This is a genomic window from Rhodovulum sp. YNF3179 (assembly GCF_050586465.1).
Classification (GTDB): Bacteria; Pseudomonadota; Alphaproteobacteria; order Rhodobacterales; family Rhodobacteraceae; genus CAJXYS01.
This window is the reverse complement of record NZ_JBOCEG010000002.1, coordinates 82566-96984: the sequence shown is the minus strand read 5'-3', so window position 1 is coordinate 96984 and position 14419 is coordinate 82566. Positions and strand designations below refer to the sequence as shown.

Below are 14419 nucleotides of genomic sequence, written 5' to 3'. Positions count from 1 at the left end.
CACCGGGGCGCGCCGTTGGCCGGCGCTTGTCCTCTCCGCTCCCGGACCCTCCCCCGTTCCGGGGGGAGGGAGATTGGCGTCAGGCCGCCGGCTCAGAGGCCGAGTTCGGCCCGGACCGCCGCGAGGCCGTCTTCGCCGCCCGCGGTCTGGACACCGTCCAGCCAGGCGTCGAGCGCGTCCGGGTTGGCCGAGATCCAGGCGCGCGCGGCGTCTTGCGGATCCTCGCCGTCGTTCAGGATCGCGCCCATGATCTCGTTCTCCATCGCCAGCGTGAATTCGAGATTCTGCAGGAACTGCCCGACATTCGGGCAGTCCTCGACATAGCCGGCCCGGGTGTTGGTGTAGACCGTCGCGCCGCCGAGATTGGGGCCGAACCAGTCGTCGCCGCCCGTCAGGTAGGTGATGTCGTAATTGGCGTTCATCGGGTGCGGCTCCCAGGCGAGGAAGACGATCGGCTCTTCCCGGCGGACGGCCCGGCCGACCTGCGCCAGCATGCCCTGCTCGGAGCTTTCGACCACCTCGAAGCCGTCGAGCCCGAACGCGCCCGACTCGATCATTTCCATGATGAGCCGGTTGCCGTCATTGCCCGGCTCGATGCCGTAGATCTCGCGTTCCAGCGCCTCGGCCTGGTCGGCAATCGTGCCGAAGGAGGTGATGCCCAGCGCCGCGCCCTGGGCATTGGTGGCGAGGGTGTATTTCGCCCCCTCGAGATTGGCGCGGACCGTGTCGACCGTGCCGGCCTCGCGGTAAGGCGCGATATCGGCTTCCATGGTCGGCATCCAGTTCCCGAGGAAGACGTCGATGTCGCCCTCGGCCAGCGAGGTGTAGGTCACCGGCACCGACAGCACCTTGATGTCGGTCTCGTAGCCGAGTGCGTCCAGCACCAGCGTCGTCGCGGCGGTCGTGGCGGTGATGTCGGTCCAGCCGACATCCGAGAAGGTCACGCTATCGCAATTCGCGGCGGCGCTGCCGGCCATGGCGAGGCTCGCGGCGGAGGCCAGAAGGGTCGAGCGGATGGAGGTCATGGGAAGCTCCCTGTTTTCTTGATTGACGAGTCAATTAAAAACCACTTAGCTTCGGATTGCAACAGCACGGGGGCCGGGATGCCGAAGCTCGGAATGGAGCCTATCCGAAGGGAAGCCTTGGTGAAAGCGACCATCGCCGAGATCGGCGCGCGGGGGTCGCTCGACGTCACGGTCAGCCAGATCGCCAAGCGCGCCGGCATGTCGAGCGCGCTGGCGCATCACTATTTCGGCGGCAAGGAGCAGATCTTCCTCGCGGCGATGCGCCATATCCTGGGCGTCTACGGCGCGCAGGTGCGCGCCGCGCTGGCCGTGGCGGACGGCCCGCGCGCCCGGGTCGAAGCCATCGTGAAGGCCAGTTTCGAGCACGAGAACTTTCGCGCCGAGGTCATCGCGGCCTGGCTGAACTTCTACGTCCAGGCGCAGACCTCGCAGGATGCCTGGCGGCTGCTGCGGATCTACCAGCGCCGGCTGCAGTCGAACCTCGTGCATGACCTGCGACCGCTGGCGGGCGACCGTGCCCCGGCCATCGCGCAGGGGATCGGCGCGATGATCGACGGGGTCTATATCCGCCAGGCGCTGGCGGGCCTGTCGCTCGACCGGGCGCAGGCGGTTGCGCTAGCGCTGGGATACCTGGACCGGGAACTCGACGCGGCGGGGCAGCAATGACGAAACCGAACATCCTCATCCTGATGGTCGACCAGTTGAACGGGACGCTGTTTCCGGACGGGCCGGCCGACTGGCTGCACACCCCGAACCTGCGCCGGCTGGCCGCGCGGTCGGTGCGCTTCGCCAACGCCTACACGGCCAGCCCGCTCTGCGCGCCGGGACGGGCGAGCTTCATGGCCGGCCAGCTGCCACACCGCACCCGCGTCTACGACAATGCCGCGGAATACGCCTCGGATATCCCGACATACGCCCATCACCTGCGGCGCGCGGGCTACCAGACCTGTCTCAGCGGCAAGATGCATTTCGTCGGCCCCGACCAGCTGCACGGCTTCGAGCAGCGGCTCACCACCGATATCTATCCCGCCGATTTCGGCTGGACGCCGGATTACCGCAAGCCGGGCGAGCGGATCGACTGGTGGTATCACAACCTCGGCTCGGTCACGGGCGCCGGCGTGGCCGAGATCTCCAATCAGATGGAATACGACGACGAGGTCGCCTTCATGGCCGAGCAGAAGCTCTACGATCTCGCGCGCGGCCATGACGACCGGCCCTGGTGCCTGACCGTCAGCTTCACCCATCCGCACGATCCCTATGTGGCGCGGCGCAGGTTCTGGGATCTCTACGCCGCGTGCGATCACCTGCTGCCCGCGGTCCCGGCCATGGACTACGCGGATCACGACCCGCATTCGCAGCGGATCTTCGACGCCAACGACTGGCGCAGCTTCGACATTGCCGAGGACGACATCCGCCGGTCGCGCCGGGCCTATTTCGCCAATGTCAGCTATCTCGACGAGAAGATCGGCCAGCTTCTGGACGTGCTGGAGCGGACCCGGCAGGAGGCGATCATCCTCTTCGTCTCGGATCACGGCGACATGCTGGGCGAGCGCGGGCTCTGGTTCAAGATGTCCTTCTTCGAGGGCGCGTCGCGCGTGCCGCTGATGATCGCGGCACCGGGCCTGGCACCGGGGCGGGTGGCCGACCCGGTCTCGACCGTCGACGTGACCCCGACGCTCTGCGATCTCGCCGGGGTCTCGATGGACGAGGTGCTGCCCTGGACCGATGGCGAGAGCCTGCTGCCCTATGCGGGCGGCACGGCGCGGCAGACGCCCGTGGCCATCGAATACGCGGCCGAGGCGAGCTACGCGCCCCTGGTCTGCCTGCGGCACGGACGCTGGAAATACACCCGCTGCGCGCTGGACCCCGAGCAGCTCTTCGATCTCGAGGCCGACCCGCACGAGCTGGAGAACCGCGCCGGCGACCCTGCCTGCGCCGGAACGCTGGCCGGCTTCCGCGAGATGGCGGACGAGCGCTGGGATCTCGCCCGGTTCGACGCCGAGGTGCGCGAGAGCCAGGCCAGGCGCTGGGTGGTCTACGAGGCGCTCCGCAACGGCGCCTATTACCCGTGGGACTACCAGCCGCTGCGCGACGCGTCGGACCGGTTCATGCGCAACCACATGGATCTCAACGTGGTGGAGGACGCGCAGCGCTTCCCGCGCGGCGAATGACGGGCGCTGGCGCGCGGGCGGACGACGGCACAGGAGAAGAGTGATGGAAGCCGATTTCGTGATCGTGGGCGCAGGCAGCGCGGGCTGCGCCATGGCCTACCGGCTGTCGGAGGACGGCCGTCATTCCGTGCTGGTGATCGAGCATGGCGGCACCGATGCCGGGCCCTTCATCCAGATGCCCGCGGCGCTCAGCTATCCGATGAACATGCGCCGCTACGACTGGGGCTACAGCTCCGAGCCGGAACCGCATCTGGGCGGGCGGCGGCTCGCCTGCCCGCGCGGCAAGGTGATCGGCGGCTCCTCGTCGATCAACGGGATGGTCTATGTGCGGGGCCATGCGCGCGACTACGACCACTGGGCAGAGGCCGGCGCCGACGGCTGGGGCTTCGCCGACGTGCTGCCCTATTTCAGGCGGCTGGAAAACTGGCATGCCGGCGGCCAGGGCGGGGACCCGGCCTGGCGCGGCACCGACGGCCCACTCCATGTCGGGCGCGGGCCGCGGAACAATCCGCTGCACGCGGCCTTTGTCGAGGCCGGGCGGCAGGCCGGCTACGAGGTGACGGGCGACTACAACGGCGAGAAGCAGGAAGGCTTCGGCCCGATGGAACAGACCGTCTGGCGCGGCCGGCGCTGGTCGGCCGCGAACGCCTATCTGAAACCGGCGCTCAAGCGGGCCAACTGCGATCTCCTGCGCGGTCTCGCCCGCCGCGTGGTGATCGCGGACGGCCGCGCCACCGGCGTCGAGATCGAACGCGGCGGCCGGGTCGAGACCGTCCGCGCCCGCCGCGAGGTGATCCTGGCCGCCTCGTCGATCAACACGCCGAAGCTGCTCATGCTGTCGGGAATCGGTCCGGCCGGGCACCTGGCCGAGCATGGGATCGAGGTGGTCGCCGACCGCCCCGGCGTCGGGCGCAACCTGCAGGACCACCTGGAGCTTTACATCCAGATGGCGGCGGCGCAGCCGATCACGCTCTATCGTTACTGGAACCTCCTCGGGAAGGCGCTGATCGGGGCACAGTGGCTCTTCACCGGCACCGGGCTCGGCGCCTCCAACCAGTTCGAGAGCGCAGCCTTCATCCGCTCGCGCGCCGGGGTCGATTACCCCGACATCCAGTATCACTTCCTGCCGCTCGCGGTGCGCTACGACGGCAAGGCCGCCGCCGAGGGGCACGGCTTCCAGGCCCATGTCGGCCCGATGCGGAGCCCATCGCGCGGCGCGGTGACGCTGCGCAGCGCCGACCCGGCCGAGGCGCCGCGGATCCTCTTCAACTACATGAGCACGGAGCAGGACTGGATCGATTTCCGCCGCTGCATCCGGCTGACCCGCGAGCTCTTCGCCCAGCCGGCCTTCGCGCCCTATGTCCGCCACGAGATCCAGCCCGGTGACGCGGTGCAATCCGACGACGCGCTGGACGATTTCGTGCGCGAGCACGTGGAAAGCGCCTACCACCCCTGCGGCACGGCGAAGATGGGCCGCCGCGACGATCCGCGGGCCGTGGTCGACCCGGAATGCCGGGTGATCGGCGTCGACGGGCTGCGGGTGGCCGACAGTTCGGTGTTTCCGCGGATCACCAATGGCAACATCAACGCGCCCTCGATCCTCGTGGGCGAGAAAGCCGCCGATCACGTCCTGGGCCGCACCCCCCTGCCCCCGGCCAACGACGCGCCGTGGATTCACCCGGACTGGCGCACCGCCCAGCGCTGAGGGGCATTGACACCGCGCGCCGGGCGGATAGCTCTTGGCGGGTGACCGAAGGATCCTCCAAGACGCTCGAAACCCGCACCGGCCTGCCGGACGCGCTGCGCGTCCTGCTGGAGGACTACCCGCGTGAAAGCTGGGAAAGCCACCCGAATTTCGACGGGCTGACCCGCTTCTGGCTGGAGCGCCACCTCATGTTCCGCGAGATCCTCGCCCGGCTGCAGACCGACGCCGAGGCGATGCTGGACCGCCGGATCGCGCCGCGCGCCTATGGCCAGCGCCTGTCGCGGCTGGGGGGCATGTTCCTCAACGAGCTGCACGGCCACCACATGATCGAGGATCACCAGTATTTCCCCATGCTCTCGGGACGGGAGTCCCGGCTCGCGGCCGGGTTCGAGCTGCTCGACGCCGATCATCACGCGCTGGACGGCCACCTGAACGCCCTGGCCAATGCCGCGAACGCGGTGCTGCGCGGCCTCGGCGCGGGCGACGCCACCGACGACACCGGCCGGCTCCATGCCGCGCTCGGCGGCTTCGCGCCCTTTCTCGACCGCCACCTCGTGGACGAGGAGGACCTGGTGGTGCCGGTCATCCTGAAACACGGCCCCGATCTGCACGGCTGATTTGACGCGGATCAAGGTTCGGCCCCGGACGACTGGCTAGGGTCGGACGGAACAGACACCCAAGGAGAAACGCATGTCCCATACGCCGCACGAACTGTCCGAGGAATTTCCCGAATACGCCGAGAAGATCCATGCGCTGAAGACCTCGGACGCGCATTTCGCGAAGCTCGTGGACGAGTATCACGAGATCAACCGCGCGGTGCACCGGGCAGAGACGAACGTCGAGCCGACCGAGCAACTGCACGAGGAAGAGATGCGCAAGAAGCGCATGGCCCTGAAAGACGAAATCTGGCGGGCGCTCAGCGCCGCCTGATCCGGCCCGCCCGTTCGGGCTATTCCTCTTCGCCGGCGTCCGCCTTGGCGCCGGCGCCTTCGACCTCGTCCTTGAAATTCTCGAAGAACTGGTCGGCCATCTTGGTGGCGAAACCGTGGATGAGCCGCGAACCCAGCTGCGCGAGCTTGCCGCCCACCTTCGCCTCGACGTCGTAGGTCAGTTCCGTGCCGCCGTCCTCGGCATCGGCCAGCGCCACGTCGGCCGCGCCCTTGGCGAACCCGGCCACGCCGCCCTTGCCCTCGCCGGAGATGGTGTAGCTTTCCATCGGCTCGACGTTCGACAGCTCCACCTGGCCCTTGAAGGTCGCCTTGACCGGGCCGACTTTCTGCTTGACCACCGCCTCGAAGCCCTCTTCGGGCGCGCCGGTCAGCTCCTGGCATCCGGGGATGCAGGCCTTCAGCACCTCTGGATCGTTCAGCGCGGCCCAGACCGTTGCGCGATCGGCGGCGATGGTGCGGCTTCCCTTGAGTTCCATGCGGCTCTCCCCGTTTCGTTTCGATCTGGATAGCCGCGCCCTGCGACCGGATCAATCGCCAAAACGGCGGGCTCAGTCGACGGCGACGATCAGTTTGCCGGTGTTCTCACCGCGGTAGAGCATCCCGATGGCATCCCGCGCCGCCTCGGCGCCGTCCAAGACATGCTCGCGCCAGGTCAGGGTGCCGTCGCGGACCCAGCCGGCGAGCCTGTCGATGGTTTCCGCGTAGCGATCCTTGTGATCGAAGGCCAGGAAGCCCTGCATCCGGGCCCTCTTGACCAGCAATTGGCGGTGGACGCGCGGCCCCTGCGGCAGCGGATCCCAGTCGGTGATCGCGGCGGTTCCGCAGATCACGACCCGCGCGTTCTGCGCCAGGTGGCCCATCACCCTGTCCGAGATCGGCCCGCAGGTATTGTCGAAATAGACGTCGACGCCGTCGGGACAGGCCGCGGCCAGCCCCGCATCGAGCCCGCCGGCCTTGTAATCGAGCGCCGCGTCATAGCCATAGGCCTCGCGGCAGAGCGCGACCTTCTCCGGCCCGCCGGCGATCCCGACGGCCCGGCAGCCGAGCGCCCTGGCGATCTGGCCCACGGCCGACCCGACCGCGCCGGCGGCGGTGGAGACCACGACCGTCTCGCCCGGCTGCGGATCCGCCACCGTGGTCAGCCCCAGATAGGCGGTCACCCCGTTCAGACCCAGTATTCCCAGCGCCAGAGAGGGCGGCAGGTCGGTCTCGGCCACCTTGCGGTCGATGGCCTCGCCCGGAACGGTGGCCATCCGCTGCCAGCCCAGCATGCCGGTCACCACCTCGCCCGGGGCGAAGCCGGGATGACGGCTCTCGACCACCTCGCCCACGGCGAAGCTGCGCATCACCGCGCCGATCGCGACCGGCGGCAGGTAGTTGGGCACGTCGTTGACCCAGCCGCGCATCGCGGGGTCCACCGACCAGTGCGAGACGCGCACCAGAACCTCGCCGTCGCGGGGCGGCACCGGGTCCACCTCCTCGACGCGGAAATGGCGCGGTTCCGGCACGCCCTTGGGTCGCTCGGCCAGGACGACGCGGCGGTTCGGGGTTGCGGTCATGCCTCTCTCCTCTGTCAGTCGATCCGGTAGGGCAGCACGCCCCGCTCATCATGATCCACGCGCAGCGGCCGCTCCAGCGGCGGGACCGAGCGCTGGTGGCAGTTCACCCGCTCGCAGATACGGCAGGAAATGCCGATCGGCTCGAAGGCGGCGCTGTTGCCGATATCGAGATCGTCGGCATAGACCAGCGCGCCGGCGTGGCGCACCTCGCAGCCGAGGCCGATGGCGTAGCGCCGCACCGGCGCCTTGAAACTGCCGCCGGGCTTCGACACGTCACGCGCAAGGCAGAGATAGCGCACCCCGTCCGGCGTCTCGGCCAGCTGGCGCAGGAACTGGCCCGGCGTCTCGAAGGCGCGGTGCACGTTCCACAGCGGGCAGGCCCCGCCGAACCGCGCGAATTGCAGCCGCGTGGCCGAGTGGCGCTTGGTGATGGTCCCGGCCTGGTCGACGCGGACGAAAAAGAAGGGAACCCCCTTGGCGCCGGGGCGCTGCAGGGTCGAGAGCCGGTGCGCCACCTGTTCGATCGAGGCCCCGAACCGGTCGGCCAGCACCTCGAGATCATGACGGCAGTCCTGGGCGGCCTCCAGGAAGGCGGTGTAGGGCAGCAGCGCCGCGCCGGCGAAATAATTGGCCAGCCCGATCTTGGCGATGTCGCGCGCCTCTTCCGACTGGAAACGGGCGAAGTCCAGCGTCGCGTCGAGCAGATCCGCCTGCGTCAGCAGCGCGATCTGGTGCAGAAGCTGGAAATGCTGCGTCGCCGGCGCGGTCCGCGCCGCCAGCGTCAGCTCCGCCCGCGCGGGATCGTAGCGGCGCAGCACCGGCCCGTCGGCCAGGCGCACCGTCACCCCCCGTGCCGCGAGATAGGCCATGCAGGCGGCCGGCCCGCCCTCGCCGTCCGCGGCGAGGCTCGTCGCCACGCGCTCGGCGGCGCGGTCCACCGCGTCGATGTAATTGTCGCAATAGTGAAAGAAGTCGCGCACCTCTTCCCAGGGCGACGGCGCGATGGCGCTGTCCTCGCGGCCCAGCGCCTCGTCGAGCGACGCGAGCCGCTCATGGGTCTGGCGATACGCCCGGTGCAGTTCCAGGAAGGCCCGCGCCAGCGCCGGCGCGTTCGACGCCGCCAGCCGCAGATCGGCCAGCGGCGGCGTGGCCTCGCCGAAGACCGGGTCGGCCAGCGCCTCGCGCATGTCGGTGACCATGCGCTCGGCATCCCCGGTGGAAAGCTCGGTCACGTCGAAGCCGAATTCCTGCGCCAGCGCCAGCACGACGCCGGTCGAGACCGGGCGGTGGTTGTTCTCCATCTGGTTGAGGTAGGGCAGCGAAACGCCGAGCTTGCCGGCGAAATCCTTCTGGGTCAGCCCCAGCCGCACCCGCGTCTCGCGCAGCTTCACGCCTGCATAGAGTTTCTGTGTCGCCATGCCCTGCCGCACCCCGGCTTTGCGGATTTGCCGATATCCTGCCTAGCCTTTGCAAACCGATTGGCGCAAGCGCTTTTGCCGGCTCAGAGCGGCCAGATCAGCGGGATCACGAGGCTTGCGACGATGCCGACCGAGAGGTTGAGCGGGATCCCGATCTTCAGGAAGTCGGTGAAGCGATAGCCGCCCGGGCCATAGACCATCATGTTGGTCTGGTAGCCGATCGGCGTCGCGAAGCTGGCCGAGGCCGCCACCATCACCGCCACCACCAGCGGCCGCGGATCGACGCCGAGCGCCGCGCCGAGTCCGATGGCGATCGGCGTGACCACCACCGCGACGGCGTTGTTCGAGACCAGCTCCGTCAGCACCGAGGTCAGCAGGTAGATCGCCCAGACGATCAGCCAGGGCGGCAGGCCCATCAGGTAGGGGCTGACCGCCTCCACGATCAGGCTGACGGCCCCGGACGCCTCGAGCGCGGCGCCGATGGCCAGCATCGAGAAGATCAGCGCCAGCAGCCGCCCGTCGATGAAACCGAAGGCTTCCTCGGCATCGATGCAGCGCGTCAGCAGGATCAGCGCCACCGCGGCCAGAGCCAGGAAAAAGATCGGCGCGACCCCGAGCCCGGCCAGCACCACGATCATGGCCAGCGCCCCCAGCGCCAGCGGCGCGTGGCCGCGGCGATAGGCGCGCGCCGAGGGCTGCGCGATATCGACCATGTCCATGTCCGCGGCCAGGCGCTGGATGTCCTCCGGCGCACCTTCGAGCAGCAGGGTATCGCCCACCCGCACGACGAGATCGTCGAGCTGGCGGCCGATATTCTGGTTCCGCCGGTGCACCGCCAGCGGATAGACCCCGTAGCGCCGCCGCAGGCGCAGCGACCCGAGCGAGCGCCCGATCATCCGGCAGCCCGGGGAGATCAGCGCCTCGACGGTCGTGGTCTCGACGGAGGACAGCTTGTCGACCATGCGCAGGTTCTTGTTCTGCTGCAGGCCCAGCAACTCCGACATCTCGGTGCGCAGCACCACCCGGTCGCCCGCTTCCAGCGTCACCCCCGAGAGATCCCGCCGAAGCGACGCGTCGCCGCGCAACACGTCGATCAGCCGCACGCCCTCGCGGCGGAAGAGATCGACCTCGCGCACCGGCTGGCCGATCAGCTCGGACTCTTCCGGCACGGCGACCTCGGTGAAGTATTTCATCTTCGACTTGTCCGAGAGCAGGTTGGCCATGGTCTCGCGCCGGGGCAGGAGGTGACGCCCGACGAGCCCCAGGTAGAGCATTCCCCAGGCAACGAGGACCAGCCCGAGCGGCGTGACCTCGAAGATGGTGAAGGGCTCCATGCCATGCGTGCGGGCCACGCCGTCGACCAGCAGGTTCGTCGACGTGCCGATCAGCGTCAGCGTGCCGCCCAGGATCGCCGCGTAGCTGAGCGGCATCAGAAGCTTCGAGGCAGAGACGCCGAGCGACCGGGACAGCTGGACGAAGACCGGGATCATCACCACGACGACGGGCGTGTTGGACACGAAGGCCGAGGCCGCGATCACGAAGCCCAGCAGCGCCCCGAGCGCCATCACCGGGCGCGTGCCGACCCAGCGCTCCGCGTGCTGGGTAAACCAGTCGAGCGAGCCCGTCCTGACGAGCCCGCCCATGACGATGAACATCGCCGCGATGGTCCAGGGCGCCGGGTTCGACAACACGTCGAGCGCGGTGTCGTAGGGCAGGATCCCGAGGAACAGCATCACCGCCACGCCGGCCAGCGCCACCACTTCGGTCGGATAGACCTCGCGCACGAAGAGCGTGAACATCGCGGCGACGACCGCCAGCGCCAGGATCGGCTCTGCCATCGCTATGCCGGACAGGTCGATCATCGCCGCGCCCCTTCTGCCTCAGCCCGCATCCTGCCCCGCCGGCCGGATGGCGGCAACCGCGTCGCGGGGCCGCGGCTGCACGAGGAACAGCCCCGCCAGCATCAGCGCCAGCGCCGCCCAGACCCAGCCCGCGTACCGCTCGCCCAGCAGCAGCATCGCCCAGAGCACGCCGGACAGCGTCACGAGATACGCCACCTGCGCGGCGAAGACCGACCCGGCCCGGCCCACCAGCCAGACATAGCCCGCATAGACGAGGGCATGGATGACCGACGCCGCGACCACCGCCTGATCCGGCGCGCCCCAGGGCCCGCGCGGGTCGATGAACTGCCCCGTGCCCAGCGCCAGCGCCGCCGCCACCGGCACGCCGACCAGCGCCGCACCGAGGAGCGTGCGCAGCGGGCCGATATCGAGCGTGCCGAAGCGCCCCACATAGTTGCCCTCCACCGCGTAGAAGAAGGGGGCGATCATCGCCAGCGGCACGTAGACGGCCATCGCCGGGTCGGGCAGGCTGGCATCCGGCCCGACGATCAGCACGACCGCCCCCGCGCCGCAGAGGATCCCGGCCAGCCGCCGCCAGCTGAACCGCTCCAGCCGCCAGCCCAGCGCGATGGGCAGCGCGAACATCGGCACCAGCGAGATCAGGATCGACAGGATTCCCGCCGGCAGGAACCGCGCCGCCTGGAAAGAGGCGGAATTCGGCAGGATCGTCCCCAGGAAGGCGATGGCGAGATAAAGCCTCAGGTGGCGCGGGGTCATCGGCAGGCGCTGGCCGCGCAGCAGGGCGATCACGCCCAGAACCAGCGCCGAGATGACCAGTTGCCAGAAGATGATGCCGAAATGCCGGTAGCCCTCCGAGACCGCGATCTTTGCCAGCGGCTGGGTGATGCCCCAGCCAGCCCCGAGCGCCAGCAGGATCAGGACCGGCGGAACCGGGGCTGTCACGGCAGGGAGTCCTGCAACCGGCCGCCCGCGCGGATCATGGTGACCGTCAAGGCGCGCCCCGTGGCGTCGTCGGTCTCGACCAGAACCCCCGAGAGCGTCGCCGTGCCCATCGCGGGGGTGAAGCGCTCTCGGCCCATTCCGGTGATGAAGCGGCGCATGGGCTCGGTCTTTTCCATGCCGATGACCGAATCGTAGTCGCCGCACATGCCGGCGTCAGTCAGGTAGGCGGTCCCCCCCGAAAGGATCTGCGCATCCGCCGTGGGAACATGGGTATGGGTGCCCACCACGAGGCTCGCCCGGCCGTCGCACCAATGGCCGGCGGCCATCTTCTCCGAGGTTGCCTCGGCATGGAAATCCACGATCACCGCATCGGCCTGCCCGCCCAGCGGATGCGCCTTCAGCACCGGCTCCAGCGCCGAGAACGGATCGTCGAAGGGCCGTTTCATGAAGACCTGCCCCAGGGCCTGGGTCACCAGCACGCGCCGGCCGCCCCGCGCCTCGAACACGCGCGCGCCGCGCCCCGGCGCCGACTTGGCGAAGTTGAGCGGGCGGAGGATGCGGGGCTCCTGCTCGATATGGGTCAGCATCTCCTTCTGGTCGAAGGCATGATCGCCCAGCGTGATGACGTCCGCGCCCGCCTCGAGGATCAGCCCGGCATGGGCCGCCGACAGCCCCATGCCGCCGGTGGCGTTCTCGCCATTGACCACGACGAAGTCGAGCTTCCAGTCCGCCCGCAGCCCCGGCAGCCGGTCCCGGATCGCGGCACGGCCCGCGCGCCCCACAACGTCGCCCAGAAAAAGCAGTCTCATGCCTCTCTCCTAGGCCCGCCGCGCGCCCTTGTCGAGCGGCGCGGTTCCGCGCGCGCCGCGCGCGGGGATATTTCGACCACTTGGAAACCCGGAACGCCCCATCCAAGTGGCGGAAATATCCCCGCCGGAGGCATGGATCGCCGCGCAGCGGCTCCGGCCCGTCAGGGCCGGATCACGCCCGTCTCGGTCACGATCGCGTCGAGGCGCTGGTCGGTGGGCTCGGTGGGGACGGTCTCCATTTCCTGGCCCGCGAAGGCGAAGCCCACCGCCAGGACCGGTGCCGCGGCGCGCAGCCTCTCGAGCGTGCGGTCGTAGAACCCGCCGCCGTAGCCCAGCCGGAACCCGTCGCGATCGAAGGCCAGGAGCGGCACGATCAACGCGGCCGGCGTGATCCAGGAACCGGCCGCGGGAACCCGGGCGCCGAAGGGGCCGTCGATCATCTCGGCCGCGGGCGTCCAGGCCCGGAAGGCAAGCGGGCGGCCCGGCCCGGTGATCACCGGGACGCAGACCGGGCGGCCCGCGGCGACCAGCGCGGCCATCGCGCCGACCGGGTCGATCTCGGTGCGGATCTTCATGTAGCCGGCCACCGCTCCGGCGGTCTCGGCGCGGAGCAGCGCCAGCAGATGCGCCGTCGCCGCCTCCTCGGCCTGCCGACCGGCCGCGGCCTTGCGCCGTGCGAAGGCGGCCTTGCGGGTCTCGGCTTTCAGCGCGGTCATGTCTGTCATCGGGATCTCCGCGGGTCGGTGCGGCCCAGCCTAACCGGACGCGCCGCCACCTGCCACGCGCGTCGGGGACGGGTGGCGGCGCGAAAACGACATGCCGGGGGAAACGCGGCGGGCCCACCACGGCCGTGGAGGCGCTCAATTCCCGAGAGCCTGCATACACAGGTGGGCGCCAGGTAACGAGGCCAGGACCCCGACAGAGCCGGCTCCCTCGGAAAAGATTAAGGCCACTGGAATTTGACCTCTTCACGAGAAGGGCAGTACCCGCCAAGGCGCAACATAGGCCCGGTGCTGCGCGCCGGCAAGGGGCAGCGGGTCTTGCCCCGTGTTCACGGATTGTTCATTATTCCCCCATGCCCCAGGATCTCGCCCCCGGACAGCTTCTCGCCCGCGGCGCCGCGCGCCATCTCGCCGGGCACGGATTCGCCTGCATCGAGGAATTCGTGCCCGCGCCGGGGCTGCGCGTGGACGTGATGGCGTTGGGGCCGAAGGGTGAGCTCTGGGTGGTCGAATGCAAGTCGTCGCGCGCGGATTTCCTGTCGGACGCCAAGTGGTCGGGTTATCTCGACTGGTGCGACCGGTTCTTCTGGGCGGTGGATGCGGATTTTCCCCAGGCGCTCCTGCCGGCGGAGACCGGCCTGATCCTTGCCGATGCCTATGACGCCGAGATCCTGCGCATGGGACCCGAGTCGCGGCTGGCCGGCGCGCGGCGCCGCGCGCTGACGCAGAAATTCGCCCGGCACGCGGCGCTGCGGTTGCAGGCGCTGCGCGATCCCGGCGCGGCACTCGAGCCGCGCTAGCCGGTCTTGCCCTTTTTCTTGCCGGCCTTGCCGCCCCCGCCGCCCGGCTCGCTCATCGAGCGCGCCCGCGCCGCCGCCAGGCGGATTTCCTCGGCGATCTCCTCGGCCTCCTCGGGATCGAAGTCGAGCGGCAGTTCCAGCCCGCCCTCGGCGGCGACGTAGATCCGCACCATGCCGAGAGAGGTCGGCCCGATCTGCAGATTCGCCGCGATGTCGCTTTCCTTGTCGATGCCCATGGCCCGCACTCCTGTTCCGGATCGGGTCGATACGGTGAAACCGGGGGCAATTCAAGCGTCGCGGGCCGCGCGAAGGCCTTGCATTCCCGCGCCGGCAACGCTAAATCGCGCGTCACGGTGCCGCCTTAGCTCAGTAGGTTAGAGCGCTTGATTGTGGATCAAGAGGTCCCCCGTTCGAGCCGGGGAGGCGGTACCACTTCCCGACCGACGCCTGCGAAAC

At 69.5% G+C, this 14419-nt stretch carries 15 protein-coding genes, 1 tRNA gene and 1 other RNA gene; 7 read left to right on the top strand and 10 right to left on the bottom strand.

Features of this window, described 5'->3' with window-relative positions; genetic code table 11:
* Positions 1-92: 92 nt before the first annotated feature.
* Positions 93-1025, bottom strand: a complete 933-nt coding sequence (gene choX, locus ACQ5SP_RS03430) for a choline ABC transporter substrate-binding protein (RefSeq protein ID WP_430936463.1) — start codon at positions 1023-1025, stop codon at positions 93-95.
* A gap of 78 nt (positions 1026-1103) precedes the next feature.
* Here choX and betI point away from each other — a divergent pair, with 78 nt between their 5' ends.
* The 5 genes from betI (at position 1104) to ACQ5SP_RS03405 (ending at position 5831) form a co-directional block, all read left to right on the top strand.
* Positions 1104-1691 carry a transcriptional regulator BetI gene (betI, locus tag ACQ5SP_RS03425; RefSeq protein ID WP_430936461.1) on the top strand — a complete coding sequence of 196 codons (588 nt, stop codon included), beginning with the start codon at positions 1104-1106 and terminating at the stop codon, positions 1689-1691.
* On the top strand, positions 1688-3196 hold the full coding sequence (gene betC, locus ACQ5SP_RS03420; RefSeq protein WP_430936459.1) for a choline-sulfatase: 1509 nt from the start codon (positions 1688-1690) through the stop codon (positions 3194-3196). The genes betI and betC overlap by 4 nt, the downstream gene beginning before the upstream one ends.
* 43 nt (positions 3197-3239) lie before the next feature.
* Complete coding sequence (gene betA / locus ACQ5SP_RS03415) at positions 3240-4901, top strand: choline dehydrogenase (protein ID WP_430936457.1); 1662 nt, start codon at positions 3240-3242, stop codon at positions 4899-4901.
* Positions 4902-4942: 41 nt separating this feature from the next.
* Positions 4943-5518 carry a hemerythrin domain-containing protein gene (locus tag ACQ5SP_RS03410; protein WP_430936455.1) on the top strand — a complete coding sequence of 192 codons (576 nt, stop codon included), beginning with the start codon at positions 4943-4945 and terminating at the stop codon, positions 5516-5518.
* A gap of 73 nt (positions 5519-5591) precedes the next feature.
* The gene (locus tag ACQ5SP_RS03405) at positions 5592-5831 is read left to right on the top strand and encodes a YdcH family protein (RefSeq protein ID WP_430936453.1); all 240 of its coding nucleotides are present in this window, start codon (positions 5592-5594) and stop codon (positions 5829-5831) included.
* Positions 5832-5850: 19 nt separating this feature from the next.
* Here the strand turns inward: ACQ5SP_RS03405 and ACQ5SP_RS03400 are convergent, their stop codons facing one another.
* The 8 genes from ACQ5SP_RS03400 to ssrS all read right to left on the bottom strand — a co-directional run bounded on the left by ACQ5SP_RS03400 (position 5851) and on the right by ssrS (position 13430).
* Positions 5851-6327: a CoxG family protein gene (locus ACQ5SP_RS03400; protein ID WP_430936451.1), complete on the bottom strand. Its 477-nt coding sequence runs from the start codon at positions 6325-6327 to the stop codon at positions 5851-5853.
* A gap of 72 nt (positions 6328-6399) precedes the next feature.
* Positions 6400-7410 carry an NADP-dependent oxidoreductase gene (locus ACQ5SP_RS03395; protein WP_430936449.1) on the bottom strand — a complete coding sequence of 337 codons (1011 nt, stop codon included), beginning with the start codon at positions 7408-7410 and terminating at the stop codon, positions 6400-6402.
* Positions 7411-7424: 14 nt separating this feature from the next.
* Positions 7425-8828 (bottom strand): helix-turn-helix domain-containing protein, encoded by a 1404-nt coding sequence (locus ACQ5SP_RS03390; RefSeq protein WP_430936447.1) that lies wholly within the window; start codon positions 8826-8828, stop codon positions 7425-7427.
* An 83-nt stretch (positions 8829-8911) separates the two neighbouring features.
* Positions 8912-10690, bottom strand: a complete 1779-nt coding sequence (locus tag ACQ5SP_RS03385; RefSeq protein WP_430936445.1) for an SLC13 family permease — start codon at positions 10688-10690, stop codon at positions 8912-8914.
* Positions 10691-10708: 18 nt separating this feature from the next.
* Positions 10709-11632 carry a DMT family transporter gene (locus ACQ5SP_RS03380; RefSeq protein WP_430936443.1) on the bottom strand — a complete coding sequence of 308 codons (924 nt, stop codon included), beginning with the start codon at positions 11630-11632 and terminating at the stop codon, positions 10709-10711.
* A complete protein-coding gene (locus ACQ5SP_RS03375) occupies positions 11629-12441 on the bottom strand; it encodes a TIGR00282 family metallophosphoesterase (protein WP_430936441.1) in 813 nt (270 codons plus the stop codon). The genes ACQ5SP_RS03380 and ACQ5SP_RS03375 overlap by 4 nt, the downstream gene beginning before the upstream one ends.
* Positions 12442-12602: 161 nt before the next feature.
* Positions 12603-13166, bottom strand: a complete 564-nt coding sequence (locus ACQ5SP_RS03370) for a 5-formyltetrahydrofolate cyclo-ligase (protein WP_430936439.1) — start codon at positions 13164-13166, stop codon at positions 12603-12605.
* A 107-nt stretch (positions 13167-13273) separates the two neighbouring features.
* Positions 13274-13430: non-coding RNA, 6S RNA (gene ssrS, locus ACQ5SP_RS03365), on the bottom strand.
* A gap of 86 nt (positions 13431-13516) precedes the next feature.
* Between ssrS and ACQ5SP_RS03360 the strand changes: the two genes are divergently transcribed.
* Positions 13517-13963: an MmcB family DNA repair protein gene (locus tag ACQ5SP_RS03360; protein ID WP_430936437.1), complete on the top strand. Its 447-nt coding sequence runs from the start codon at positions 13517-13519 to the stop codon at positions 13961-13963.
* On the opposite strand, the gene ACQ5SP_RS03355 is transcribed toward ACQ5SP_RS03360, so the two are convergent.
* Positions 13960-14199 carry a DUF6324 family protein gene (locus ACQ5SP_RS03355; RefSeq protein WP_430936435.1) on the bottom strand — a complete coding sequence of 80 codons (240 nt, stop codon included), beginning with the start codon at positions 14197-14199 and terminating at the stop codon, positions 13960-13962. The two genes, ACQ5SP_RS03360 and ACQ5SP_RS03355, sit on opposite strands and share 4 nt — an antisense overlap.
* Before the next feature lie 119 nt (positions 14200-14318).
* Here ACQ5SP_RS03355 and ACQ5SP_RS03350 point away from each other — a divergent pair.
* Positions 14319-14395: transfer RNA gene (locus ACQ5SP_RS03350), tRNA-His, on the top strand.
* Positions 14396-14419: the final 24 nt, after the last annotated feature.

Coding starts and splice junctions, on each gene's coding strand:
- ACQ5SP_RS03355 (WP_430936435.1), bottom strand. CDS start 14,199: ATGGGCATCGACAAGGAAAGCGACATCGCGGCGAATCTGCAGATCGGG.
- betI (WP_430936461.1), top strand. CDS start 1,104: ATGCCGAAGCTCGGAATGGAGCCTATCCGAAGGGAAGCCTTGGTGAAA.
- ACQ5SP_RS03400 (WP_430936451.1), bottom strand. CDS start 6,327: ATGGAACTCAAGGGAAGCCGCACCATCGCCGCCGATCGCGCAACGGTC.
- ACQ5SP_RS03375 (WP_430936441.1), bottom strand. CDS start 12,441: ATGAGACTGCTTTTTCTGGGCGACGTTGTGGGGCGCGCGGGCCGTGCC.
- choX (WP_430936463.1), bottom strand. CDS start 1,025: ATGACCTCCATCCGCTCGACCCTTCTGGCCTCCGCCGCGAGCCTCGCC.
- betC (WP_430936459.1), top strand. CDS start 1,688: ATGACGAAACCGAACATCCTCATCCTGATGGTCGACCAGTTGAACGGG.
- ACQ5SP_RS03395 (WP_430936449.1), bottom strand. CDS start 7,410: ATGACCGCAACCCCGAACCGCCGCGTCGTCCTGGCCGAGCGACCCAAG.
- ACQ5SP_RS03385 (WP_430936445.1), bottom strand. CDS start 10,690: ATGATCGACCTGTCCGGCATAGCGATGGCAGAGCCGATCCTGGCGCTG.
- ACQ5SP_RS03390 (WP_430936447.1), bottom strand. CDS start 8,828: ATGGCGACACAGAAACTCTATGCAGGCGTGAAGCTGCGCGAGACGCGG.
- ACQ5SP_RS03370 (WP_430936439.1), bottom strand. CDS start 13,166: ATGACAGACATGACCGCGCTGAAAGCCGAGACCCGCAAGGCCGCCTTC.
- betA (WP_430936457.1), top strand. CDS start 3,240: ATGGAAGCCGATTTCGTGATCGTGGGCGCAGGCAGCGCGGGCTGCGCC.
- ACQ5SP_RS03360 (WP_430936437.1), top strand. CDS start 13,517: ATGCCCCAGGATCTCGCCCCCGGACAGCTTCTCGCCCGCGGCGCCGCG.
- ACQ5SP_RS03405 (WP_430936453.1), top strand. CDS start 5,592: ATGTCCCATACGCCGCACGAACTGTCCGAGGAATTTCCCGAATACGCC.